Raw genomic sequence first — 24,132 nt, 5'->3', positions numbered from 1 at the left:
TTGTTTTGTAATGATTATTTTATCTCTACTTTCATAAGCTCGGAAAATGATCCCTCAGGTGCGGGTATGTATATCTCTGCACGATAAGAAGAGATGAACTTCTCATCCGCTACTCTCCAGACTTTATCTACCTTATACGCTGTTTTTTCACCGTTCAGATAGACCGTTTTTTGCCCTATCTGATCCAACTCTTCAGGTTCTAAAAAAAGTACCAACTTTGCTCTGCTTACATCCGCTACTGTTGCCAAAGGTGACCCCGGTGATACATAATCACCTTTGCGTACCATTATTTCATACAGATACATATTCTTGAGTACAATAGATTTTTTTTCAATACTGTCTTCAAGCTGCGCAATCTTATACTGCATATCCAAATACTGTGTTTTTGCAGAAGCAAAACTGTAAAAAGCCTCGTCTTTTTGGGCCGCAGATGTTGTTTTCAACTTATCTATGCGTTGAAAATATGATTCTTTTCGTTTTAACGTTTCATGAAGAATGAGAAGAGTTTCTTTGGATGTTTTCAAGTTGATCTTATCCAAATAATCATCCAGATAGATCACACGTTTTTGATCCACTACACTCCCTTCAGCTTCCAGATCTACATCTAGTACCAAGGCACTGACAGCAGACTTCAAGGTTACAGATTCATAGGGTTCGACTTTTGCATAATGTACTTTTGCAAAGATCACTAATGGGGTCAATAATAATAAAAAAGCTTTCATTCACCATCTCTTTTTTCACTGATTATATCAAAATAGAGTTAAGTGCTGAATATGAAATACCAAGAAGTATCTCCAGGAAGGCTCTTTCCATACCAATAGACCCTGAAAACAACTGTTTTTATAGCTTTTGGGATGATAAAGTTCAAATAAGAAGATAAGGTGAACGATAAGCCGGGTTTTGTCGTGGGTAGTTATTTATCTAGACGTATTGTTACCAATACGTTCAAGCAAAGTATGAGTGCTGATCTAACAGCCTGTGAGACTTATACCATATACTTCTTGCTGCGGACAGGGTTTACCTAGCTGCCCATGTTACCACAGGCACTGGTGGGCTCTTACCCCACCCTTTCACTATCACCACCGAAGTGGCTACCTACTTTCTGTTGCACTTGCCCTCAGATCACTCTGGCCATCCGTTAGATGGAGTCCTGTCTCACTTGCAGCCCGGACTTTCCTCTCGTGGCATAAAGCCACCAGCAACTACCTATTCACCTTAATGCAATTATACCATATAAAAAGGTGATTGTTAAGAGTTATGATTAATATAAGAATTGATATACTCTATAGAAGCAGGGAAATTACAGAAATTATTTCTCCAGATCAACTGTTCATTTTACCTATGGCACAAGAAACAAAACTTTTTGCTTTTGCTGAAGTACTGTCCATGAAACCCATCTCTTCTGAAGCCAAAGGATAACCGAGTGCTTTCAATGCTTTGGATAATTTATCGATATCCTTGTTGTCTATATCTAAAGTTATTTTTCGAGGAAGTACGTTTAAATCGACTTCTATCTCTCCAAATTCTTTGGCAAGTTTACTCTTGAGTGTAGCTGCACACCCGCCACATTTGACATTAAAGACCTCAAATGATTGCTGCATAAATAACTCCTGACGATTAAATTTAGTAGTATTATAGTCAAAAAAACTAAATTAAAAATATAATATTACATTATTACAAGGGGGATAAAAATGAGTGTAGAAAAGAAATAGATGATAGAGGTGTGGGCACGTATGCCCACTAAAAGCGTATGAATTAAGAAAGAACTTCTTTCACAGCTTTACCGATCTCAGCAGGAGAAACAACCACTTTCACGCCTGCTGCCTGAAGTGCATCCATTTTCTCTTTTGCTGTACCTGCAGAACCAGAGATAATTGCACCTGCGTGCCCCATTCTTTTACCTGCCGGTGCAGTTTGACCTGCGATGAAAGCAACCACTGGTTTAGTGATGTTCTCTTTGATATATGCTGCTGCCTGGATCTCAAGATCTCCACCAATTTCACCGATCATAACGATCGCTTCAGTTTCAGGATCATCCTGGAATTCTTTAAGAAGGTGCTTGTAGCTAAGACCAATGATCGGGTCTCCACCGATACCAACAGCTGTTGAAATACCAAAACCTTCATTACATACCTGGTTTGCGCCTTCATACGTCAATGTACCAGATTTAGAGATAAGTCCGATATTCCCTTTTTTGAAGATCATACCAGGCATGATCCCTATCTTACACTCTTCTGCTGTAATGATACCAGGACAGTTTGGCCCGATCGTCTTCATATTGTTCTTAACGGCATGCGCTTTAGCCATTTGCATATCTCTAACCGGTGCACCTTCTGTAATGATGACTGCAAGTTCGATACCCGCATCCGCTGCTTCCATGACCGCATCTGCTACAAATGCCGGTGGAACGAATATCATAGAAACAGTTGCCCCAGTAGTCTCTACTGCATCTCTCACTGTATTAAATACAGGCTTTCCAAGATGTGTTTGTCCACCTTTGTTCGGTGTCACACCACCTACGATATTTGTACCATAGTCTATACACTGTTCAGCATGGAAAGAACCCTCTTTACCTGTAAAACCTTGAACGATTACTTTTGTATCTTTATTTACTAAAATTGACATCTATTACTCTCCCTTTGCCGCTGCTACTGCTTTTGCTGCACCATCTGCTAGATCTGTTGCTGCAATAACGTTTGGAATATTTGCATTTTTAAGAATCTCTGCTGCTTCCGCTGCATTCGTTCCATCAAGACGCACTATAACAGGTACATGTACATCTACAAGTTTTGTTGCTTCAAGAATACCGTTTGCAATTCTGTCACATCTTACGATACCACCGAAGATATTTACAAAGATCGCTTTCACGTTTGGATTTTTAAGAATGATCTCAAATCCTTTTGCAACTGTTTCAGCATTTGCCGAACCACCCACATCAAGGAAGTTTGCAGGTGTTCCACCCATATAGTTGATCGTATCCATAGTACCCATTGCAAGACCTGCACCGTTTACCATACAACCGATCTCACCATCAAGTGCGATATAAGAAAGACCATATTGGCTCGCTTCCCTCTCATCAGGGTCTTCTTCTGAGATATCTCTCATATCTTCGATATCCGGGTGGCGTCCAAGAGCAGAGTCATCGAATCCCATTTTTCCATCGAGTGCCAGGAAGTCACCAGACTCTGTTTTGATCAACGGATTGATCTCGATCATCTCGGCATCATTTTCCATATAAAGCTTATACAGTTTAGAAGCGAAATCCATCATCTTCTTTTGTTCATCTTTATCTGTGATACCAAGACCGAATACAAGTTCTCTACCATGGTAAGGTTGGAACCCGATCGCAGGATCTACTTTGATTTTTATGATCTTTTCAGGAGTATCATGTGCTACCGTTTCAATATCCATACCACCTTCAGTTGAAGCCATGATAATTGGCATTTCAGCGGCTCTGTCAAGTACAACAGAAAGATAAAGCTCATCGGCAATCGCTGCACCCTCTTCGATATATACTTTTTGAACCAATTTACCTTCTGGTCCAGTTTGGTGTGTGACCAGAGTCATACCCAGGATCTCTTTGGCAAGTTCTCTTACTTCCTCCTCAGACCTAGCAAGTTTGACACCACCGCCCAGTCCTCTACCACCAGCGTGGATCTGTGCCTTTACTACCCAAATATTACCACCCAGTTCTTGTGCATTTGCTACAGCTTGATCAGGTGTATTTGCAATAATACCTCTAGGTGTTGGAACACCATACTTTTGGAATATTTGTTTCGCTTGATACTCATGAATATTCACGTGTACTCCTTTTAATAAAATTGGAATACTATACGATGAAAGAGAATAAGAATTGATTAATTTGTCTATAAAAGATAGTGATTTTAGAAAACTGTTATGTATTTACACATTTAAGTTAGAGAGATTCTCTCAGATTTTATAGTGTAGCCATCATATTGTCCCTTTTGGTAACAAAAGGGAGGTAAAACATTAAGCTTTGGGGGAAACCATCTCTTCGGGTTTCACATTTTTATCAAACTCTTCTGCAGACATCAGGCCAAGTGCTACAGCTTCTTCTTTCAGTGTCGTACCGTTTGCATGCGCCTGCTTCGCGATTTTTGCTGCATTTTCATACCCGATATGAGGATTCAATGCAGTCACTAACATGAGTGAATCATTTAAGAATTTGTCAATATTGGCTCTGATCGGCTCGATCCCTACTGCACAGTTCAGATCAAAACTTCTTAAGGTATCAGAGAGAAGCCGAATGGATTGCAGGACATTATACGCGATCACCGGTTTGAAGACATTGAGTTCAAAATTCCCTTGGGATGCGGCGATCCCCACTGCTGTATCATTACCCATCACCTGTACCGCCACCATGGTCATCGCTTCTGCCTGTGTCGGATTGACCTTACCCGGCATGATAGAAGAACCCGGTTCATTTGCAGGAATCTCGATCTCTCCTAAACCACATCTTGGACCTGATGCCAACCATCGTATATCATTGGCGATTTTCATAAGATTTGCAGCAAGTGCCTTAAGTGCTCCACTCAATACAACTTCAGCATCATGTCCCGTAAGTGCATGAAACTTATTGGCCTGCGAAACAAATCCATAATTTTTTGCCATAAACTGGTTCAGTTGCACCACTACTCTTTGTGAAAACTCAGGATGAGAATTCAGACCCGTACCTACAGCCGTACCGCCGATCGCCAGTTCTTTACAGTAGAGAAGTGCATCATTGATCTGCTTAAGATTTGTCTCTAGCATAGCAACATACCCGGAAAGTTCTTGTCCCAGTGTCAGTGGAGTTGCATCTTGAAGATGTGTACGACCTATCTTCACAATGTCAGAAAACATTTTTGCTTTTTCATCCAGTGTGTTTTTCAATTGGCTGAGTGCGGGAAGAAGCTTATCTGTGACCGCTACAACTTCAGCGATACGCATCGCAGTAGGATACGTGTCATTTGAACTCTGACCTTTATTTACATCATCGTTGGGATGCACCAGATTTTCTTGTGTAAAATCTCCACCCAGGATCTCTGTTGCTTTATTCGCAACGACTTCATTCATATTCATGTTCGACTGTGTACCTGATCCTGTCTGCCATACGACAAGGGGGAAATTGTCATCCAGTTCACCCGAGAGAACCCTATCACATGCCTTGGATATCGCCGTTGTTTTTTCATCATCGAGGCGACCTAAAGAGTGATTGACCAGTGCACAGGCTTTTTTTAGATTGGCAAAACCATAAACGACTTCAAGAGGCATTTTTTCATTGCCTATCTCAAAATTATGCACGGATCGTTGTGTTTGTGCACCCCAGTATTTGTCAGCAGGGACCTGCATCTCCCCCATCGTGTCCTTTTCTATTCTATAATCCATAGGTGATCCTTTCCCATCATCATTATTGACTATGGTACTATGTTTCGGTTAATGAAATATTGCGAAGCTAAAAAATGTGAATAGTGATGTGGTAGGAAGTAGGTGACACTGGATATAGTTAAATACAGTGTTACCCAATTGAAATCTTTTTTAAGCTATACGATTCGAGGTTTAGCCCTTCAAATGCATTGGATTTTAATCCTTAACCTCGTACTGTGCACGGCCCATCTGATAGATATCATTACCTTTGGTATCATTGACAACAGTGACAGGAAAATCTTCGACTGTGATCTTTCTTACAGCTTCCGGGCCAAGTTCCGGATACGCGATGACTTCTGCTGAACGGATCTGTTTACCAAGTAAAGCACCTGCTCCACCTGTAGCACCAAAATAGATACCATCATATGCAACACACGCATCTTTTACTTCCTGGTTTCTTTTACCTTTTCCGATCATTCCCTTTGAACCATGCTTTAACATCGTTGGAGAATAAGAGTCCATTCTATAAGAAGTCGTTGGACCTGCACTACCGATCGGGTCACCTGGCTTAGGAGGTGTTGGACCAACAAAATAGATCACAGAACCTTCTAGATCAAACGGAAGTTCCTTACCTGCTTCGATGAGCTCTACAAGTCTCTTATGTGCAGCATCTCTAGCCGTGTATATAGTACCGTTCAGTAAAACAGTATCTCCAGCTACAAGTTTTTTTGTATCTTCAGAAGTGAGTGGTGTTGTTAATGTATACGTAGCCATTCCTTCCTCTTATATCGTGATATGTGTATGTCTTGATGAGTGACACTGAACATTGACAGAGACAGGAAGTGACGCGATGTGACAAGGGTTTGACTCAATATGTACAGCCAATGCCGTCTTCGTTCCACCCATACCCATAGCACCAATACCAAGATGGTTGATCTCAGTTAAAATTCTCTCTTCGAGTTCAGCCATCTCAGGGTCTTCGTGTGTTGTTTCAAGATCTCTAAAAAGTGCATGTTTGGAGGAGATAACTGCTCTTTCAAATGTTCCGCCGATCCCCACACCCACAGTAATAGGAGGGCATGGGTTTCCGCCTGCATCAGAGATCACCTCTTTTACAAACTCAACCACGCCATCTTTCCCTGCTGCAGGAGGCAGTACTTTTGCACGGGAAACATTCTCTGAACCACCACCTTTTGCAGCGTATTCAATGTCGATCTTATCTCCTTCAACGATATCAAAATGGATAATAGCCGGAAGGTTATATCCTACGGTATCTTTTAAATTCAAGCGACTGAACGGTTCACATGTTGAAGCTCTTAGATACCCTTCCGTGTACCCCTCTTCTGTTCCTTTGTTGATCGCATCTTTTAAAAGACCGCCTTTAATTCGCACATCTTCACCGACCTTTACAAAAAATACTGCCAAACCTGTATCTTGACAGAGTGGTCTCTTTTCATCTTTCGCGATGTTGGCATTTTCAAGTATTTGGCGTATCACCTCTTTACTTACTGGTGACTTTTCAGCCTCCATAGCAGCTTGGAGTGCATCATACGTATCCTGTGGTAGATCTGTACCACAATGCATGATCATATCTTTTACTGCTTTTACAACAACATCAAATTCAATTTCTCTCATCTATACCCTTTAACCAAAAAAATTCTTCTCTTTAAGTACATCGATCATACTTCTTACAGAACCAACACTTTTTTCAAATCTTTCTTTTTGATCATCATTCAATGTCATTTCAAAAAGTTTTTCAACACCCCCTGCTCCCAGTGCAACAGGTACACCTGAAACCACATCAGAATATCCGTAATGACCATCCAGATATACAGCACAAGAGTGAATCTGTTTTGTGTCTTTCAAGATAGCTTCGACCATGATCGCTGTGGATTTTGCCGGTGCATAATATGCAGATCCCGTTTTAAGATAACCGACTATTTCTGCTCCACCATGCTTGGTTCTTTCGACCACTTCACAAATATCCTTCTCAGATAAAATGTCTACCAACGGTACACCTGCAACCGTTGAGAATTTTGGTAGTGGTACCATATCATCACCGTGTCCACCCATCACAGAAGCACGTATCTGACCTGCACCGTAACCTATTTTTTCAAAAATAAAGTGTGCCATTCTTGCAGAATCCAAAATACCTGCCATTCCAACGACTCTCTCTTTTGGAAAACCTGATTCTTTCAATGCCACATAGGTCATTACATCAAGAGGATTTGAAACCATAATGATGATCGAGTCAGGTGCATATTTTTTTACATCTGCAACCACTTCTTTTGTGATCTCTGCATTGATCATAAGGAGATCATCTCTACTCATTCCTGGTAGTCTAGGACTTCCTGCCGTGATCACGACCACATCTGATCCTGCCATACCCGAAGCATCTTCGGCAACAGAGACAATAGTGTGTGATCTTGCCGCGTTCGCTGCCTGTGACATATCCAACGCTTTACCTTTAGCGATCTCCGTATTTCTATCTCTCAATACAACATGGTGGCATGCACCATTCATTGCAAGAATAAATGCTACAGTCGCTCCAACATTTCCTGCACCGATAACCGTTACTTTTTTACCTTTTTTTACCATTACAATCCTTTTAAGTGAGAACTATAGGGGACCCCAGAGCAAAACATAACTCATAACTTTTGTTATCAATTATGCCTTGCGATAAAAGAGGTTTACATCAACCCTATGTTTAATGACACACCCGTGCCGAAAGTATCTTTTTACACTAGATAATTAAGAAGTGTTCAGAACCATGTTCTGATAAATGCGTAGAATACCGCAATTTTGTTTTATTTTGGCTACGAGCATTGTACAAAAAAAGTACAATGCTTATATAGCTAACTACTTATATAGCGTCAATAATCGCATTAAGTGTAGCAGATGGTCTCATTGCCTTAGCTGCCAACGCATCGTTCGGGTGGAAGTATCCGCCAACATCCTGAGCTTTACCTTCAACAGCAAGAAGCTCTTCCATGATCTTCGCTTCATTCTCTTTCAGTGCTTCTGCAACCGGAGCGAATTTCGCAGCCAGTTCAGCGTCTGAACCGTTTGCAAGTGCCTCTGCCCAGTACTGTGCAAGGTAGAAGTGAGACGCTTTGTTGTCTGGCTCTCCTACTTTTCTACCTGGCTCTTTACTGTTGTCAAGGTAACCGTTGTTTGCTTCATCTAAAGCTTCTGTAAGTGCTTTAAGTTTAGCATCGTCATGTTTTTGACCGATGAATCTCAATGACTCAGCCAATGCCAAGAACTCACCAAGTGAATCCCATCTTAAGTGACCCTCTGCAAGGAATTGATCCACGTGCTTAGGAGCAGATCCACCCGCACCGGTTTCATACAATCCACCACCTGCAAGTAATGGAACGATTGAAAGCATTTTAGCTGAAGTACCAAGCTCTAGGATCGGGTACATGTCAGTCAAGTGGTCTCTAAGTACGTTACCAGTTACAGCGATGGTATTTAGCCCTTCTCTGATTCTTGTGTTAGTAAATCTTGTTGCAGAAGTGATATCCATAAAGTGAATCTCAAGACCTTCAGTGTTGAACTCTGGCATATACTTTTTAACTTTTGCGATCATCTGAGCATCGTGCGCTCTGTTCTCATCTAGCCAAAATACAACTGGGATCTGCTCGATCTGACCTCTTTCAAACGCAAGTCTGATCCAGTCTTTGATCGGGATATCTTTAGCTCTAGACATTCTCCAGATATCACCCGCTTCACAATCAAAGCTCATCAATTCTGTACCATCTTCAGCAGTTACAGTTACTTTACCTGCTTCAGCAAGTTCGAAAGTTGTTGGGTGAGAACCGTACTCTTCAGCTTTTTGAGCCATAAGACCGATATTCTGCATTGTACCCATTGTCGCTACATCGAATTGACCGTTCTTCACACAGTCAGCTACCATCTCAGCATGGAACATTGCATAAGTAGAATCAGGAACAACTGCTACAGTTTCAAGAGCAGCACCTGTTCTATCCCACTGTTTACCACCTTCTCTAACTACTACAGGCATAGAAGCATCGATGATGACATCGTTAGATGCGTTAAAGTTTGTTTGACCTTTATCAGAATCAACCATTGCGATCTTTGGAGCGTCTGCATCAACTACTGCTTGGAACGCTGCTTTGATCTCAGCTTCTTGTGCATGACCAGCGATCTTTTTCTCTAAGTCTGACATACCCATGTTTGGATTCACACCAACTTCTTTAAATGTGTCTGCATATTTAGCGAATACATCTGCAAAGAAGATCTCAAATCCGTGACCAAACATGATAGGGTCAGAGATCTTCATCATAGTCGCTTTCAAGTGAAGTGACCAGATAAGATCTTTTGCTTTTGCATCTTCGATCGTTTGCTTATAGAATGTTCTAAGTGCAGCCACTGACATGAATGTTCCATCAAGTACTTCACCAGCAAGTGCATCGATAGTTGCTAACTCTTTACCGTTAAAAGCAATAGTCACTTTTTGCGCTTTATCCATAGTCACAGATTTCTCGTTTCCGTAGAAATCTCCCTTACCTTCCATGTGTGCAACATATGCTTTTGAGTTTTCAGCAAAAGGCTTAAGTCTGTGCGGGTTGTTTTGTGCAAATCTTTTTACAGCTTTTGCAGCACGTCTGTCTGAGTTTCCTTCTCTAAGTACCGGGTTAACAGCAGAACCTAAACAAGTAGCATATTTAGCTTGAATCGCTTTCTCTTCATCCGTTGTTGGATTTTCAGGGTAGTTAGGGATATCGTAACCTTGACCTTGAAGCTCAGCGATACAATCTTTAAGTTGACCTGCAGAAGCTGAAATGTTTGGAAGTTTAATGATGTTCCCGTCTGGTTGTAAAACCACTTCACCTAGTTTAGAGAGTTCATCTTCTGCTAAACCCATAGCTGCAAGTACTCTTCCTGCCAATGAGATATCACTCTCTACAACTTCTACGCCTGCTGCCTGAGTAAACGCGTTTACGATTGGTAACAATGAATACGTAGCTAGTGCCGGTGCTTCATCGATTTTTGACCATATGATTTTTGGTAAGTTTGACATATCTGTTCCTTAGTTTGATTGTTAATGGAGAGATTGTAGCACTATTTTAGTATGATTGGATTGAAATGGGGTGTTATCAAAAAGTTATATTATTTATTTGTTTCTATACTACACAAATTTGGGCCTTTATGTAGTTGAAATGAGCTGTATCTTCGAATTATACAGCCATTTAACTTACAATATATTCCGCAGGAAAACCTACCGGTATCGGACTGTGGAGTTTCACGAACATTTCACCCTCACCTGCCCTGCATAGTTCATAGGGGACGTAGAGAAATCTTGCAGCGATCTTCTTGCCTATTTGACTTTTTTCTTCTAAATGCAGACGTATACCACTTGGAACATCTTGAACAAAATTTTCAGGTATGAGTGTATCCACCGCCAACACCATGACATCTACACCACCCTCTTTGATACGTTTTTTTAATGTATCTTCCAATAACGCATAACTCTCGGTCGTATCTTTCACTTCATTTTCGAAAAGTTCGACCTCTCCCGCATCATTTAGTAACATCAAGAAAGGTTGAAAATACTTCGTTTGTTCAAGGAGCCCCTGAGCCCTATAGACTGCTTGCTCTAAGAGTGTAAATGCTTTTTCATCTTCTAACGCAGACATAGAATTCCTGATAAAGCTGTACACATCTGCTAAAACTCTCCGGCAGCGGCATCTTCCATCATCGTATACATACCTGTTCTTACTTCATTTGCGAGTTCATAAAGGTCAGGTGATAAAGTATAACCGCCACTTATCATCAGTTCCATACTCATCGTATAAATATAGATATCTCCGTTTGGCTCTTCTACAAAACCGATTCTACATGGCATGAAACCGATAAACTCTGCAGAATGTCCTAAAAACTTATCTGCAATATAAGGAGAACAATAGGAACGAATATGCGTAAGAAGCCCACCATCTTTAAACAGCTTTCCATGTCTAGGCATCGTTTTACTGTCTACCAATGCCATACCATATTCACTTGCTGTTTCATCCATGATCTCTAAAGCATTTTCAAATGCTTCTTGTTTTGTCATACCTTCGGGTATGACCATTTTTACTTTTCGGATCATCCCTTTAGCAGGATCTCCTGTTTCGAGTACTTTATCAAACATTTTCATGTACTCCGGTAACGCCTGAGGATCAAGTTTACTTACCTGCCCGACCTTTGTACCCAGATCAAACTTCACGAATGCGAAAATAAAACCAATCACAACGACTGCGCCTACAAATGTAAACAAACCTTTAATAAATTTCATTTTTGTCCTTTAGTGTTAATAAGGGATTATTATAATAGATATTAATAAAAAGAAGATTAAAGGCCTGGTATAACCTTAATTGACAACTTGCAATACGCTTGCATCATTTTTACCTAAAATCAGTTATGATTAACTAGTTACTCTGCTGTCCGAGTAGAGGTCATACCGACACTCAACCAACTTTGCATGCCACCCCGATACCACTTCAACTTTTTCGGTGGGTATCCTAATTCTAAAAGAGCCTCTATCATTTGTGGTGACTGTCTGCACCAAACACCATTACAAAAGAATAGGATAGTCTTAGCTTTTGAGAAATCATAAGATGCCTTGTCACCTTTAACCCCAAAACGTTTGAGTGCTTCTTTCTTCTCTTCAATCCACTTGTCTCGCTCGGTAAAGTAGATAAAAGGTATATTGATAGCTGAAGGTATGGTCAAACTTTTAAACCATTGTGTTTTTCTGCTGTCAACGAACAACATTTCCTTGTCATCCTGCATCTCTTCAAGAAACTCCAATACTTCAAGCTCTCCAAAAGTTTCAATATCTTTATGCATCTTCATCGGAGAGAGTTTTCCCGCAGCAGTAATAAATGTTTTTTTACAATATTCTGCCACATCTTTACTGGCATACGAGCCATCCCAATACTCTCTTGCATTAAAAGGTATCTTACGACATCTTAAGTCTGAGTCTCTGGCGATTGTCGTTTTTTTAACTTTTCCATCTTCTGCAGTGTAGCTAATATCAATACTATGTGCATGTATCATAGCTGTATTTTGTTCTGCAGACGCGAAAGTAAATAAAGATAGAATCACTAACATATTTTTGAGCATATTATTTCCTTTTGAACTATAAACATATTGGTTGAATGAGTTTATCCTTCGACAGCTAAATGCTCCTCCAAATAAACCCCAAGCTCTTTTGCCTCTTCCATAATAAGTTCACTCACTTTTAACTTTGACTCTATAACTACATCTGCAAGTTTCGACTTGATATGAACTTCTAACGGACGTTTTCCAGGGTATTTGTCAACCAGACACATCAACTCTTCAACTATTTTTGCATCAGGCATGAGGTTAAGCGAGAGAATCAGCGGAGGCTGCACAGGCTCTTCGACATGTTTCACCTCTTTTTCTACTTTGACCTTCGTCTTCTTCGCATCTTTCATACTTGAAATTTTCAATATATTCATACGTGTAAAGTCACCGTCTTTGGTGATCTTCACTTTAAAAGCAATGGGTTTGCTCAGATCAAAATCCTCTTCGAGTTCTTTCAGACGGTTTTCAAAGAGCATCAGTTCGATGTTCCCGTGCAGGTCCATGATATTGGCGATACCGAACTTGTTCCCTTTCTTGCTTACCTTTTGGGTGATATGTTCTATTTTACCGATGAACATTGCCTGTGATCCATCCGCTAGATCGTCTATCTCTGAACTAAGTGTGTAGCTGATCTCATCCAGTGTTTCACGGTATTTATCCAGGGGATGACCGGAAACATAGAAACCTAGTGATTCTTTTTCCATCTCCAGAATTTCCATGGGTTCAAACTCTGTCATGTGAGAAAGTTCTAAAGTAACAGAGGTCATCTCTGCAGCCTCACCAAACAGTGAACCCACTGCCTGTTTCTTCGCATCCCCTGCTTTTTTCGCTGTCTCTATGATCTCTTCTATCTGTGAAAGCATCGCTTTACGACTGTAGCCAAAGCTGTCAAATGCACCCGCTTTAATGAGTGACTCGATAACTTTCTTGTTTACTTTACTTGAATCAATACGTGAGACAAAGTCAGAAAAGTCCTTGAACTCTCCCTCTTTCCTCACTTTAAGCATCGTATTAAGGGCGATATCACCTGCACCTTTAATGGCACCCATACCAAACATAACGACCTCATCACCATCAACCTTACGCGCTTCAAATACAAGCCCTGAACGGTTAATATCCGGCGGGAGAAGTTGAATACCCATACGTTTGAGTTCATCTACATATTTGACCACTTTGTCTGTATTGTTCTTTTCGAGTGTCAGGATAGCCGCCATGAACTCTGTAGGATAATAATGCTTCAAATAAGAAGTATAAAAGGTGATCATCGCGTACGCAGCAGAGTGGGATTTGTTAAAACCATAGCCTGCAAATTTTACGATAAGATCAAAAAGATCTGCGGCTTTTTCTCTGTCAAAGCCCTTTTTAGCAGCACCATCGGCAAACTGCCCTTTGAGTTTATCCATCTCTTCTTTGATCTTCTTACCCATCGCTCTACGTACCAGGTCCGCACCCCCAAGACTGAATCCACCGATGGTCTGCACGATCTGCATCACCTGTTCCTGGTAAACGATGACCCCATAGGTTGGTTTGAGGATAGGTTCAAGTTCAGGGAAAGCATACGTGATCTCTGCCCGTCCGTGCTTACGCTCGACAAAATCATCTAGCATCCCTGACTCCATTGGTCCAGGACGGTAAAGTGCGAGCATCGCAATCACATCCTCAAAACCGTTTGGTTTCAGTTTTTTGGCCAAGTCCTGCATCCCGGCAGATTCTATCTGGAACAATCCCAGTGTCTCACCGGTACTGATATAGTCATAGACCTCTTTGTCTTCAATGTCCTCTTCGACGAAATTGATACGCTTGCCATGTCTCTTCTCTACAAGCTTCAGTGCCTCTTCTATGACGGTAAGGGTTTTGAGTCCCAAAAAGTCAAACTTGATAAGATCCACATCTTCTACATATTTTCCACTGTACTGTGTTGCAAGCGTATCAAGTCCTGTAGGTTTAAACAGGGGGGTTTTCTGCCAAAGCGGTTCATTGGAGATAACCACACCTGCAGCATGTGTTCCTGCATTACGATTCAGTCCTTCAAGCGCGAGTGCATACTCCCAGGTACGTTTTGCCTGCGGATCACTCTCTAGGAGTTCTTTGATCTTAGGTTCTTTTTCATAAGAATTTTTCAGATCTATCCCCAGTTCATCCGGGATAAGTTTCGCCATGGCATCTGCTTTGGAGTAGGGCATATCAAGGACACGCGCCACATCACGGATCACGCCTTTGGCCAATAATTTACCAAAAGTGATGATCTGTGCCACGTTGACCCGTCCGTACTTTTCAACCACATAATCCAATATCTCTTGACGACGTGCCTGACAGAAGTCCATATCGATATCCGGCATGGAGATACGTTCAGGATTCAAGAAACGCTCAAAGAGCAGTCCATAAGGCATAGGATCGATATCTGTAATACCCAAAGAATAGGCTACAAGAGATCCGGCAGCAGAACCACGCCCGGGTCCAACCGGGATACCCATCTGCTTCGCCGCATCCACAAAATCCCAAACGATCAGCATATACCCCGGGAACTTCATATTGTTGATGATATCTATCTCCACTTGGAGCCTGGCTCTGTACTCTTCATGCTTCTCTTCCGGGACGATCTTAAGACGATTTTCAAGTCCTCTTTTAGACTCTTCAATAAAAAGGATTTTGTCGTTCTCCAGTGAATACTCTTTGTCCGGTTCAGGCATACTGATGCCTGACTCTGCTGCACGTTCTCTAGCGAATTTGAAATTAGGCGGGGTAGGATCACCCAGCTTGATCTCCAGGTTACATTTATCCGCTATCTCCTGTGTATGTTCAATGGCTTCAGGAATATCTGCAAAAAGTTCTGCCATCTGCTCCGGTGATTTCACATAAAACTCATGGACCGAATGACGCAGACGGTTAGGATCATCATAGAGTTTGTTCATTGCGATACACATAAATGCTTCATGGGCATCTGCATCTTTCTGTTCTGTATAGTGCGTATCATTGGTCGCTACAATCTTGATACCGGTCTCTTGTGAAAGCTGTATGATCTGCTTGTCTATACGATGCTGATCACCGATACCATGACGCATCAGTTCCAGATAAAAGTCATCACCAAAGACCTCTTTATATTTCAAGGCAACTTTTTTTGCCTCCTCATACCCTTTGGCACCAAACTTCACATTTCTCTCCGAAAGATTCATATGCCAGTTGACTTCCCCTTGCAAACAGGCAGAAGAGCAGATAAGACCTTCACTGTTCTCTTTAAGAAGATCCCAGTTGATACGGGGATAGTAGTAAAACCCGTCGATATATGCACGTGAACTCAGGTACATCAGGTTTTTATAACCGACTTCATTCTTAGCATAGAGACAAAGGTGAAAACGCTGTCGTATAGATTTATCTCCAAGGTCTGCCTGGTTGTGTACATACGCCTCCATCCCGATGATCGGTTTTATCCCCTCATTACGCATGGTATTATAAAAGTCAATGGTACCGAACATATTGCCATGGTCTGTCATAGCCACAGAGGTCATTCCCTGCTCTTTGATCTTTTTCGCAAGTGCTTTGATCTTATTTGCGCCATCAAGCAGTGAGTATTCTGTATGCAGATGCAAATGGGTAAATTGGGGTTTGACTTTTGGTTCTTCTGACATATGTGACCTTTAGAAATATTGAGCCTAATATAACAAAATTTAGGTAAAAATGGATTGAAAATAACCAACTATTCTTCTCAGACCATTTGGTATAAACGACTACTTTATCATTGTTTTGCCGAAATATAAAACTATAACTTAAATTAATGATATTCATAACATATACCTTTAAGAATCATTTAGTATAATCCCGAATTATTTATATTAAAATATTCACTTATAAAAGGAAATCATATGAAAAACTTTGTAAAGTTTTTTACTGTCATACTCTTGGCCAGTATGCCATTACGTGCAGATATACATACAGATCTGCAAAGCCTGCTAAACCAAACCAGTACACTGAACAGTGCGTTGGAAAATTTTACTTTCAATCAAGAGGGTTCATGTGCACAGTTGAGAACCTTGAATCAGTCTATTGAGGATCATGCTTTAACCATTCAGAACATGACAGAGACTATGTCTTCTTTTTCAGTGACCGATACGGATATGGATGTATTAGATACTTTATCTTCTTTAAGTCAAAATATGAGTGTTGAGTCCGTGCGTTTAACTATGGAGTTAAACACGATCACGGAGACTGCTGAACTTTTTGAATACAGTGCCGGACTCAATGCTATCTTGCAACTTTCTCAAGATATCGGTGCAATGGCAGACCGTATTTTGGAAATGGCCGATCGTATATTGATCATGGCTGACAATATCGGTCTGATGGCAGACAGGATCATCACGACACAAATGATTCAAAATCAAAACATAGCTTCAACACAAAGTTCTATTTTGCTCACACAGCAGAATATGGTACTTTTGAGTGATTCACTCTCTACCATTGCCTATAATTTGACCTTGGGACAGATCATCAATAATACAGAATTTCTCTCCAATGAGATGAACCAAACCAACCTTACAAACAGTAATATGCAAAATGAACTTGCATCTATTCAATCACAAACAACAACCCTCTTAGGAAACATGACAACCCTTTTGGATCTCATGGTAACCAACAGTGCGAAAATGAGCCATTATATCAATGCCGATACGCTCACCATGCTGGGTGACCTTTCAGTGATACATCGTGCACTCAGTGCATCATTGGAAAATTATGCCCATACGATCGAACAGCTTGCACCTTTAACCGATACCGTTATCCTCTCTGACGCGACAGCCACCATGCTTCAACTCACTAAAGATATAGGGGTCATGTCTGACCGTATCATGCAAATGACCAATAAGATCTACATTATGGCAGACAATATCGGACTGATGTCAGACAACATTGTCACGACACAGAATATTCAGATGACAAATGTCGCACTGACAAAATCATCACTTTTAACGTCGCAGTCTATCATGATCACTGTGATCAAAAACTTTGGACTATAGGGAGTAAAAATGAATCATATACTTAAATTTTTTGCAGCTCTTGCATTCTCGGCATCATTACTTCAAGCAGACCTTAAAACGGACCTGGCCAACATCCACACCTCTATGCTGGAACTCAACAGCAGTATCTCTACTGCAGAGCTGACTTCAAATACGATGTGTGCATCCTTGATCTCACTGAACGATCAAGCCAAAGCTATTGTGAATGCAATCGCCCTTATGAATGAGGGTTTTTCTTCACCGATCACACTCGATAATGAGACACTCTCACTTACAGAGGATCTCTTTGTATCTGCAGCGTCACTCTCCAACCAAACATCCCTTCTGTCAGATGAAATTACACTGCTTCAACCCAATACAGAGGCTTTCATACTTGCTGACGCCATAGCAGCCATGTTGCAGCTTTCAGGTGATATCGGAGAAATGGCGGACAGGATAGGTGAAATGGCGGACAATATACTGATCATGTCAGACAATATCGGCCTGATGGCAGATCGTATCCTGGAGACACAGGCCATCCAGAGTGAGAACCTGATACTGACCCAGAACACACTCTTACAGACACAGACCAATACACTTGCCCTGGTATCTGTGATCGAAACTGCCAGTTATGACCTTTCTTTGGACACACTGATCACCGAAGGGAATATCCTATTGGCCCAAATGTCTTTGGTTGCACTCAATCCTTGGAACATGGCCAACGCACTGGAAGATGTGCAAACAGATGTCAATACCTATCTGGCTCAGGTGGAACAGTTTAAAGCGTTGTTCAATACAGATATGGTTCAAAATACCCTCTATATCAACTCAGATACATTGAACAAGTTGGTTAGTGTTTCCATCATTATGAACTCAATAGGTATCGTGATGGATGGCTATGGGACTGCCATCCAAGCTTCACAACTCTTCACAAGAGAAAGTACACTTCTTGATGCGATGGGGAGTATGCTTAGCCTCTCTTCGGATATCGGCAAACTTTCCAACAATATTTTGGAAATGGCCGACCAGATCCTTCTGATGGCTGATAATATAGGTTTGGCAGCAGATCAGATCCTTCTTACCCAGGAACTGCAGAGCGTCAATATCGCTGCAACACAAACTTCTGTTCTGGCTGCCCAACAGTTGGCTCTAAGCATCATTGCTGCTAATAATTAATGAAAAACAATTAAAAGGCAGATAGAAGCAGCATCCAGCTGCTTCATCAGAGTGTTTCAGCGGCACGCATTTTAGCAATACCCTAAAAGCATACCCTCTTTTACCGCCTGCATACTCTCTTTCCCTACAAGCCGTTCTACAATCGCAAGCCCGAAACAGACAGCTGTTCCCGGACCCTGTGACGTCATGACATTCCCATCGGTCACCACTTTCATATCTTCTCTGTATCCGGGATGGTCTATCTCATCTTTGGCCCCGGGGTAGCAGGTATATTCATTGCCTAAAACACCGGCTTTTTTAAGTGCAAAAGGTGCAGCACACATGGCCCCTACCACTTTTGTGGCTTTGAACTCCTGGAGGAGCTCTATCACCCTTGCATTTTCAGCCAGGGCATGTGTTCCGCCCCAACCGCCTGGAAGCACCATCATATCAAAGTCATCACTGATCACATTTTTGATAGAAGTATCAGCCTGCAGTGTGATCCCGTTTGCTCCCAGGACCAAGTTACCCTGCAGTTCATCTTCCAAATATGCGACACGCACCTCTATTCCCCCGCGGCGCATCACATCAATGAGAGCAACCGCTTCCAGTTCTTCAAAACCTTTTGCTATAGGTAGTAATACACTTGCCATATGTCATCCTTTTCTTAGCGCTGTACCATTCTAAAAGAACGCTGTAATGTCATGATTATAACCACTTAGCTATTAGTAAACCATAATATCAAGTCCGATATGATCAGCCATGGTCATTACATATAGTTTCAAGTTAATATAGTTATTAGATAATAATATTATATTCATAAAAATTATAATTATTCTTTAATTTTAAGATACATATAAAATAATAATGGATAGTATTTATAAATAATTTATAAAAAAGGTTACACATATGAAAAAAATCATCGTTACAGCAGTAGCATTCACGGCTTTATTAACAAATGTACAAGCAGACTTTAGCTTTGGAGAGATGTTCGAAGATATGAAACAGGCTGCACTCACACTCACTAAAGATTCTCAAGAGACATCAGTGAAAGCTTCTGCTGAGTCTAAAACAACTGAGGCATCTACCTCTACACACAGTTAAGCATCAGTGCGGTAGAAGATTCAGATATAAGAAGGCTTTACTTTCTTATATTTTCTTTGCCCCCTCAGTTTTGGCAGTATTGAACACTGCATCAAAAAAATATCTTTCTCTCTATTTTCTATTCTAATCCCAACTATTCTTGTAATGTAGATGAACAACTTTATACATATTTAACGCCAAACTATATACTTCATAGTCTATATGCCTAGGTTGATACAAATATATGACTCGCCTACAAGAACTATTGATAGATGATTTTTAAAAAGTATTGAAGAAGGATAACAATATGTGAGAGAACCATCCAAAAGATACACCTTTGGATGGTGACACAGTGTCAAGGAGGTTTTCAGATGAAGGCTGGAAACTGTTTATTTGGCTTTCTCCAAATATTTACCCTCAACCGTATCCACTTTGATCATTTCACCTTCAAGCACATGGAAAGGCACTTGTACTACAGCACCGCTTTCAAGCGTAGCCGGTTTTTTCCCACCTTGTGAGTCCCCTTTGAAGTTAGGCGGTGTTTCTACTATTTTAAGTACAACGGTTTGCGGTATCTCAACGGAGATCGCTTGGCCTCCATGGAACAGGACTTCCGCTTCCATACCGTCTATCATAAAATCAAATGTATCTTTACCTACCTGTTCATGTGTAAGCCCGATCTGTTCAAACGTTGTTGTATCCATGAATTGAAGCATCTCACCATCATCATACAGATATTGCATCGTTTTTTGTTCAAGTTCCGGTACCTCAAATTTATCACCTGCATGTACGGTCTTTTCGATCGTTTTTCCCGTAGCAAGGTTTTTGATCTTCATACGTACGAATGCTGCACCTTTACCTGGTTTCACATGCTGAAAATCTGTCACCTTATACGGGTTTCCTGTAATCTCGAGTCTTGTACCTTTTTTGATATCACCCATTCCAATTGTAGCCATTGTAGCTCCTTAAAAATTATGAGTGATTATAGCAAATGCTTGGTAAAAAATTGTAGTGGCACCCTAAATAGGTGCCAAAAGAGGATCACTTGGTGATGGAAATATTATGAGGTTCCTCAGAATGGCCTACGGGTTCAAAATCCATCGCTTTTGCATTATCCATCAGTACAGGAATAAAAAGAAGTGAAACAAATACCGCTGCAACCGTACCTGAAATAAGTGAAACACCAAGTCCGCCGAACACCGGATCCCCTGCAAGCAGAGCAGAACCCAGAATAATCGCCACGGCGGTCAAAGCAATAGGTTTTGCCCTGGTTGCTGCTGCGATCGCTATAGCTCTACGTTTTTTGATACCCTCTATCTCCATCAAAGATTTTGCAAAATCGATAAGAAGCAGTGAGTTTCTCGAACTTATACCTATCAGAGCGATAAAACCGATAAGCGAAGTAGCGGTCAGGAAGAAGGTCTCAGAAGTGAACCAGTTTGCAACCCAGTGTCCTACGATCACTCCTATAAGAGAGAGGAATGAACCTAACAGCACTATACCGCTGATGGCAAAACTCTTATAGTAAATGACCAGCAACAAGAAGATAAGTATCAAAGCAGCGATAAAAGCTGCACCCAGATCCCTGAAAGTATCAAGGGTCACTTTCATTTCACCGTCCCAGGAGATGAGGAATCTTTCATGTGTCTGTTTGTCTTCCAAAGTAAAATCAAACATATGCGTTGATAATCCGGCGGTAGTAATAACATACTCTTTTTCAAATTTTTCAAGCATCATACTGCGCGCTTCCAAAAGAGGATATACCTGTGAAACCATATCGGTTTCAGCGATCACATTCACCATACGAGAAAGATTTTTGTGCATGATCATAGGATTTGACATCACTTTACGGATCGTCACGACTTCACTCACGGGAACCATCATACCCTGCTTATTCATTAAGTTCAATGATGAGAGTTTGCTTTGCAATGTATCTTCATTTGAGACAGGTAATTTTTTACTGTTATTATCCAATACCAAAAATATAGGTATCTGGTCGGGTGAATTTTGAGAGTTCTTATGTGCTATGACCCTCCCCTCAAAAGCAAGATAGATGATATTGTTCACCTGGTCCACGCCTAAACCGCTTCTGGCAATTTTATCTTTGTCAGGTATCAATTCATATTTTTCATATTGTTCATCTGCCATAAGATCAATATCGACCAATCCTTCTGTTTGGGATAACACATCTGCTACATCCGCAGCAAGAGATCTTATTTTTTGTAGGTCATCACCATGTACTTCAACCACGATGGATGCCATGGTCGGAGGTCCGGATGGCTGCTCTATGAATTTAATATTCGTACCTTTTGTTAAAGAAGTACATCCTTTCTGTATCTTAGGTCTTAAGCGTTGTACCATAAGGAATGAAGGTTCTTCACGATGATGTTTATCCGTGAGGTTCACAGCTATTTCTGAAACATTTTCAGTACGTTTCATACTCGCACCTTTGACCAGACCTGCATAATCAAGCGGAATACCCTGTCCCAGGAAAAGCTCTATATTCAGCACTTCATCTTCTTGTTTGAGGAAATCGATCACGCAGTCACTCACCGCTTTGGTCTGTTCGATAGAGGAACCTGTAGGCGTATCAATATAAATAGAAAATGTATTATCACTTTTTCCCGGCAACATTTTTGCCAGTACCAATTTAGTCGGGAACATTAAAAGCGCCAAGAAAAATGCTGCAGCTGTTAAAACGATCACCAGTTTTTTCTTTGATTTATTATCAAGAATATCATAAATAAAACTTTCAAGTTTTTTCATTCTTTCGATCCTTCATCATCCGGTGTATCATGCTTGCCATGCTCTGGTTTTTTCAATAACTTTAAACTCAAATAAGGCGTAAAGATATAGGCTACAAACAATGAAGCGACCAGTGCTACGGGTACATTATAGGGTATAGGTTTCATAAAGGACCCCATCATACCGCCAACAAATGCCATAGGAACCATCGTTAGGATGATCGCCAATGTTGCTATATTTGTCGGTGCACCGATCTCATCCGTTGCCTCAACCAATAGTGCATCCATCTCTTTGCTTTCAACCCCATGGCTATGTAAATGTCTGTGAATGTTTTCAATCACGATAATCGCAGCATCTACAAGCAATCCCAGGGACAACAAGAGTGCGAAGAGTGTGATCCTGTTCATCGTCTGCCCTGTCATCCATGCCGTAAAGAGTGTCACTGCCAAAATGGCAGGTACGGTAAAGGTTACAATGATCGACTCTCTCCAACCCAAAGCAAACACCAGCATTAAAGCAATGATCACGATCGTAATGATCAAATGATGCATCAGTTCAGTGACTGCTTCATTTGCCCGTACACCATAGTTTCTTGTGATCAGGCACCCTATACCTAATCTTTCAAACTCAGCTTCATACCCTTTGAGCACATCCAGCACATCTTCAGCCACAAACACAGCATTGGTACCGGCAAGTTTTGCAACGGTGAGTGTAATTTGATTTTTCTCTTCACTCATACTTTGTTTTAAGGATGACGATGCATGATCTACGCTGTTTTCCTGACCCTTTTCTTCTTTTAATAAGATCTTCGCTGTTTGAAAGTTTTGGATATCAACTCCCTCGGTTACCTTGGCAACATCTTTGAGGTATATAGGTGACCCCATATACTGTGCCACGATCACATCCCCCACATCATCGACACTTTCAATGGCATTTTTGACACCAAACACCACTAAGTGATTCTCTCTCGTTCTACCTTTTACATCAGGTACGGAAACAGCCAGAGATTGTACCGCCTGCATGATCTGCCCCAAAGAGAGATGATAGGCTGAGAGTTTCCCCATATCAACCTCAATATTATATTGTGCTTTTCTCTCACCTTTGAGCAATGTTTTCGCCACATTGTCAACAGCATTTATTTTTTGCTGGACCTTTCTGACCGTTTTAAAAAGTTCGACTTCGTCTATAGTGCTTTTTGTTTTTGGATAGAATGCCACAGTGACGATCGGGATATCAATATCAATATCAAAAGGTTTGACACTGGGCTGCATGACACCCTTAGGCATTAGATCCATATTCTGCATGACTTTGTCATAAAGCTTTAAATTTGAATCTTCCCTGTTTTCACCAATATAGTACATAACATTCACAACTCCTACGTTCTCCATCGCCATGCCATAGATATGCTCGATCCCATGTATTTCACGCAGTTTGCGTTCTAATGGATTGACAATGACATTTTCTACCTCTTGAGGTGTAGCACCCGGCATCGCAACGATCACGGCACCGCCGGATATAGCAATTTGCGGATCCTCTTCTCTGGGCATTGTCGTAAGCGCCATATATCCGATAAGGAGTAACATTGCACCCAGAACTATCGTTAAGGGGTTACGTAAAAAACTTTGTGCGAGTCTTCCTGCTATATTGACTATTTTATACGCTTGTGTATGTTCCATCTATG

General features: G+C 41.1%; 20 protein-coding genes and 1 other RNA gene. 3 read left to right on the top strand and 18 right to left on the bottom strand.

The genetic code is table 11. The features are described from left to right. Positions 1–14: 14 nt before the first annotated feature. The 14 genes from LDM98_RS11345 to dnaE form a co-directional block, all read right to left on the bottom strand. Positions 15–722 carry a hypothetical protein gene (locus LDM98_RS11345; protein WP_223899526.1) on the bottom strand — a complete coding sequence of 236 codons (708 nt, stop codon included), beginning with the start codon at positions 720–722 and terminating at the stop codon, positions 15–17. 151 nt (positions 723–873) lie between these two features. Further along, an RNA gene (rnpB, locus tag LDM98_RS11340) (RNase P RNA component class A) lies at positions 874–1,218 on the bottom strand. A 104-nt stretch (positions 1,219–1,322) separates the two neighbouring features. Continuing rightward, positions 1,323–1,601 (bottom strand): heavy-metal-associated domain-containing protein, encoded by a 279-nt coding sequence (locus tag LDM98_RS11335; RefSeq protein ID WP_223899525.1) that lies wholly within the window; start codon positions 1,599–1,601, stop codon positions 1,323–1,325. Between the two features lie 154 nt (positions 1,602–1,755). After that, on the bottom strand, positions 1,756–2,625 hold the full coding sequence (gene sucD, locus LDM98_RS11330) for a succinate--CoA ligase subunit alpha (protein ID WP_223899524.1): 870 nt from the start codon (positions 2,623–2,625) through the stop codon (positions 1,756–1,758). Between the two features lie 3 nt (positions 2,626–2,628). Next, positions 2,629–3,801, bottom strand: coding sequence for an ADP-forming succinate--CoA ligase subunit beta (gene sucC / locus LDM98_RS11325; RefSeq protein WP_223899523.1), 1,173 nt, complete (start codon positions 3,799–3,801; stop codon positions 2,629–2,631). Between the two features lie 189 nt (positions 3,802–3,990). Further along, positions 3,991–5,388 carry a class II fumarate hydratase gene (gene fumC / locus LDM98_RS11320; protein ID WP_223899522.1) on the bottom strand — a complete coding sequence of 466 codons (1,398 nt, stop codon included), beginning with the start codon at positions 5,386–5,388 and terminating at the stop codon, positions 3,991–3,993. A gap of 195 nt (positions 5,389–5,583) precedes the next feature. Next, positions 5,584–6,141: a Fe-S-containing hydro-lyase gene (locus tag LDM98_RS11315; RefSeq protein ID WP_223899521.1), complete on the bottom strand. Its 558-nt coding sequence runs from the start codon at positions 6,139–6,141 to the stop codon at positions 5,584–5,586. A 9-nt stretch (positions 6,142–6,150) separates the two neighbouring features. Next, on the bottom strand, positions 6,151–7,002 hold the full coding sequence (locus LDM98_RS11310; RefSeq protein WP_223899520.1) for a fumarate hydratase: 852 nt from the start codon (positions 7,000–7,002) through the stop codon (positions 6,151–6,153). Positions 7,003–7,011: 9 nt separating this feature from the next. Next, on the bottom strand, positions 7,012–7,965 hold the full coding sequence (gene mdh / locus LDM98_RS11305) for a malate dehydrogenase (protein WP_223899519.1): 954 nt from the start codon (positions 7,963–7,965) through the stop codon (positions 7,012–7,014). Positions 7,966–8,230: 265 nt separating this feature from the next. Then, complete coding sequence (locus LDM98_RS11300) at positions 8,231–10,414, bottom strand: NADP-dependent isocitrate dehydrogenase (RefSeq protein WP_223899518.1); 2,184 nt, start codon at positions 10,412–10,414, stop codon at positions 8,231–8,233. A 169-nt stretch (positions 10,415–10,583) separates the two neighbouring features. Then, on the bottom strand, positions 10,584–11,030 hold the full coding sequence (locus tag LDM98_RS11295; protein ID WP_223899517.1) for a hypothetical protein: 447 nt from the start codon (positions 11,028–11,030) through the stop codon (positions 10,584–10,586). Between the two features lie 29 nt (positions 11,031–11,059). Next, positions 11,060–11,668: a DUF302 domain-containing protein gene (locus tag LDM98_RS11290; protein WP_223899516.1), complete on the bottom strand. Its 609-nt coding sequence runs from the start codon at positions 11,666–11,668 to the stop codon at positions 11,060–11,062. Between the two features lie 137 nt (positions 11,669–11,805). Beyond that, on the bottom strand, positions 11,806–12,498 hold the full coding sequence (locus LDM98_RS11285; RefSeq protein WP_223899515.1) for a rhodanese-like domain-containing protein: 693 nt from the start codon (positions 12,496–12,498) through the stop codon (positions 11,806–11,808). Between the two features lie 41 nt (positions 12,499–12,539). Next, positions 12,540–16,109, bottom strand: a complete 3,570-nt coding sequence (dnaE, locus tag LDM98_RS11280; RefSeq protein ID WP_223899514.1) for a DNA polymerase III subunit alpha — start codon at positions 16,107–16,109, stop codon at positions 12,540–12,542. A 234-nt stretch (positions 16,110–16,343) separates the two neighbouring features. Between dnaE and LDM98_RS11275 the strand changes: the two genes are divergently transcribed. Together LDM98_RS11275 and LDM98_RS11270 are read left to right on the top strand one after the other, a co-directional pair. After that, a complete protein-coding gene (locus tag LDM98_RS11275; RefSeq protein WP_223899513.1) occupies positions 16,344–17,489 on the top strand; it encodes a hypothetical protein in 1,146 nt (381 codons plus the stop codon). A gap of 9 nt (positions 17,490–17,498) precedes the next feature. Continuing rightward, a complete protein-coding gene (locus LDM98_RS11270; RefSeq protein ID WP_223899512.1) occupies positions 17,499–18,644 on the top strand; it encodes a hypothetical protein in 1,146 nt (381 codons plus the stop codon). A gap of 71 nt (positions 18,645–18,715) precedes the next feature. On the opposite strand, the gene LDM98_RS11265 is transcribed toward LDM98_RS11270, so the two are convergent. Further along, positions 18,716–19,276 (bottom strand): DJ-1 family glyoxalase III, encoded by a 561-nt coding sequence (locus LDM98_RS11265; RefSeq protein WP_223899511.1) that lies wholly within the window; start codon positions 19,274–19,276, stop codon positions 18,716–18,718. 256 nt (positions 19,277–19,532) lie between these two features. On the opposite strand from LDM98_RS11265, the gene LDM98_RS11260 reads away from it, so the two are divergent. Next, positions 19,533–19,727 carry a hypothetical protein gene (locus LDM98_RS11260; protein WP_223899510.1) on the top strand — a complete coding sequence of 65 codons (195 nt, stop codon included), beginning with the start codon at positions 19,533–19,535 and terminating at the stop codon, positions 19,725–19,727. 368 nt (positions 19,728–20,095) lie between these two features. Here LDM98_RS11260 and efp read toward each other — a convergent pair whose 3' ends face one another. The 3 genes from efp to LDM98_RS11800 form a co-directional block, all read right to left on the bottom strand. Further along, a complete protein-coding gene (gene efp, locus LDM98_RS11255; RefSeq protein ID WP_223899509.1) occupies positions 20,096–20,662 on the bottom strand; it encodes an elongation factor P in 567 nt (188 codons plus the stop codon). An 85-nt stretch (positions 20,663–20,747) separates the two neighbouring features. Beyond that, positions 20,748–22,472 carry an efflux RND transporter permease subunit gene (locus LDM98_RS11805; RefSeq protein ID WP_255593538.1) on the bottom strand — a complete coding sequence of 575 codons (1,725 nt, stop codon included), beginning with the start codon at positions 22,470–22,472 and terminating at the stop codon, positions 20,748–20,750. After that, positions 22,469–24,127 carry an efflux RND transporter permease subunit gene (locus tag LDM98_RS11800; RefSeq protein WP_255593537.1) on the bottom strand — a complete coding sequence of 553 codons (1,659 nt, stop codon included), beginning with the start codon at positions 24,125–24,127 and terminating at the stop codon, positions 22,469–22,471. Before LDM98_RS11800 ends, LDM98_RS11805 begins: the two co-directional genes overlap by 4 nt. Positions 24,128–24,132: the final 5 nt, after the last annotated feature.

The organism is Sulfurovum sp. TSL1, assembly GCF_019972135.1.
Taxonomy (GTDB): domain Bacteria; phylum Campylobacterota; class Campylobacteria; order Campylobacterales; family Sulfurovaceae; genus Sulfurovum.
The sequence above is the reverse complement of the archived record's forward strand: the minus strand, read 5'-3'. Positions and strand labels throughout refer to the sequence as shown.

Coding starts and splice junctions, on each gene's coding strand:
- LDM98_RS11275 (WP_223899513.1), top strand. CDS start 16,344: ATGAAAAACTTTGTAAAGTTTTTTACTGTCATACTCTTGGCCAGTATG.
- LDM98_RS11285 (WP_223899515.1), bottom strand. CDS start 12,498: ATGCTCAAAAATATGTTAGTGATTCTATCTTTATTTACTTTCGCGTCT.
- LDM98_RS11310 (WP_223899520.1), bottom strand. CDS start 7,002: ATGAGAGAAATTGAATTTGATGTTGTTGTAAAAGCAGTAAAAGATATG.
- LDM98_RS11265 (WP_223899511.1), bottom strand. CDS start 19,276: ATGGCAAGTGTATTACTACCTATAGCAAAAGGTTTTGAAGAACTGGAA.
- LDM98_RS11300 (WP_223899518.1), bottom strand. CDS start 10,414: ATGTCAAACTTACCAAAAATCATATGGTCAAAAATCGATGAAGCACCG.
- dnaE (WP_223899514.1), bottom strand. CDS start 16,109: ATGTCAGAAGAACCAAAAGTCAAACCCCAATTTACCCATTTGCATCTG.
- sucD (WP_223899524.1), bottom strand. CDS start 2,625: ATGTCAATTTTAGTAAATAAAGATACAAAAGTAATCGTTCAAGGTTTT.
- LDM98_RS11345 (WP_223899526.1), bottom strand. CDS start 722: ATGAAAGCTTTTTTATTATTATTGACCCCATTAGTGATCTTTGCAAAA.
- fumC (WP_223899522.1), bottom strand. CDS start 5,388: ATGGATTATAGAATAGAAAAGGACACGATGGGGGAGATGCAGGTCCCT.
- LDM98_RS11805 (WP_255593538.1), bottom strand. CDS start 22,472: ATGAAAAAACTTGAAAGTTTTATTTATGATATTCTTGATAATAAATCA.
- LDM98_RS11295 (WP_223899517.1), bottom strand. CDS start 11,030: ATGTCTGCGTTAGAAGATGAAAAAGCATTTACACTCTTAGAGCAAGCA.
- mdh (WP_223899519.1), bottom strand. CDS start 7,965: ATGGTAAAAAAAGGTAAAAAAGTAACGGTTATCGGTGCAGGAAATGTT.
- efp (WP_223899509.1), bottom strand. CDS start 20,662: ATGGCTACAATTGGAATGGGTGATATCAAAAAAGGTACAAGACTCGAG.
- LDM98_RS11800 (WP_255593537.1), bottom strand. CDS start 24,127: ATGGAACATACACAAGCGTATAAAATAGTCAATATAGCAGGAAGACTC.
- LDM98_RS11335 (WP_223899525.1), bottom strand. CDS start 1,601: ATGCAGCAATCATTTGAGGTCTTTAATGTCAAATGTGGCGGGTGTGCA.
- LDM98_RS11315 (WP_223899521.1), bottom strand. CDS start 6,141: ATGGCTACGTATACATTAACAACACCACTCACTTCTGAAGATACAAAA.
- LDM98_RS11270 (WP_223899512.1), top strand. CDS start 17,499: ATGAATCATATACTTAAATTTTTTGCAGCTCTTGCATTCTCGGCATCA.
- LDM98_RS11290 (WP_223899516.1), bottom strand. CDS start 11,668: ATGAAATTTATTAAAGGTTTGTTTACATTTGTAGGCGCAGTCGTTGTG.
- LDM98_RS11260 (WP_223899510.1), top strand. CDS start 19,533: ATGAAAAAAATCATCGTTACAGCAGTAGCATTCACGGCTTTATTAACA.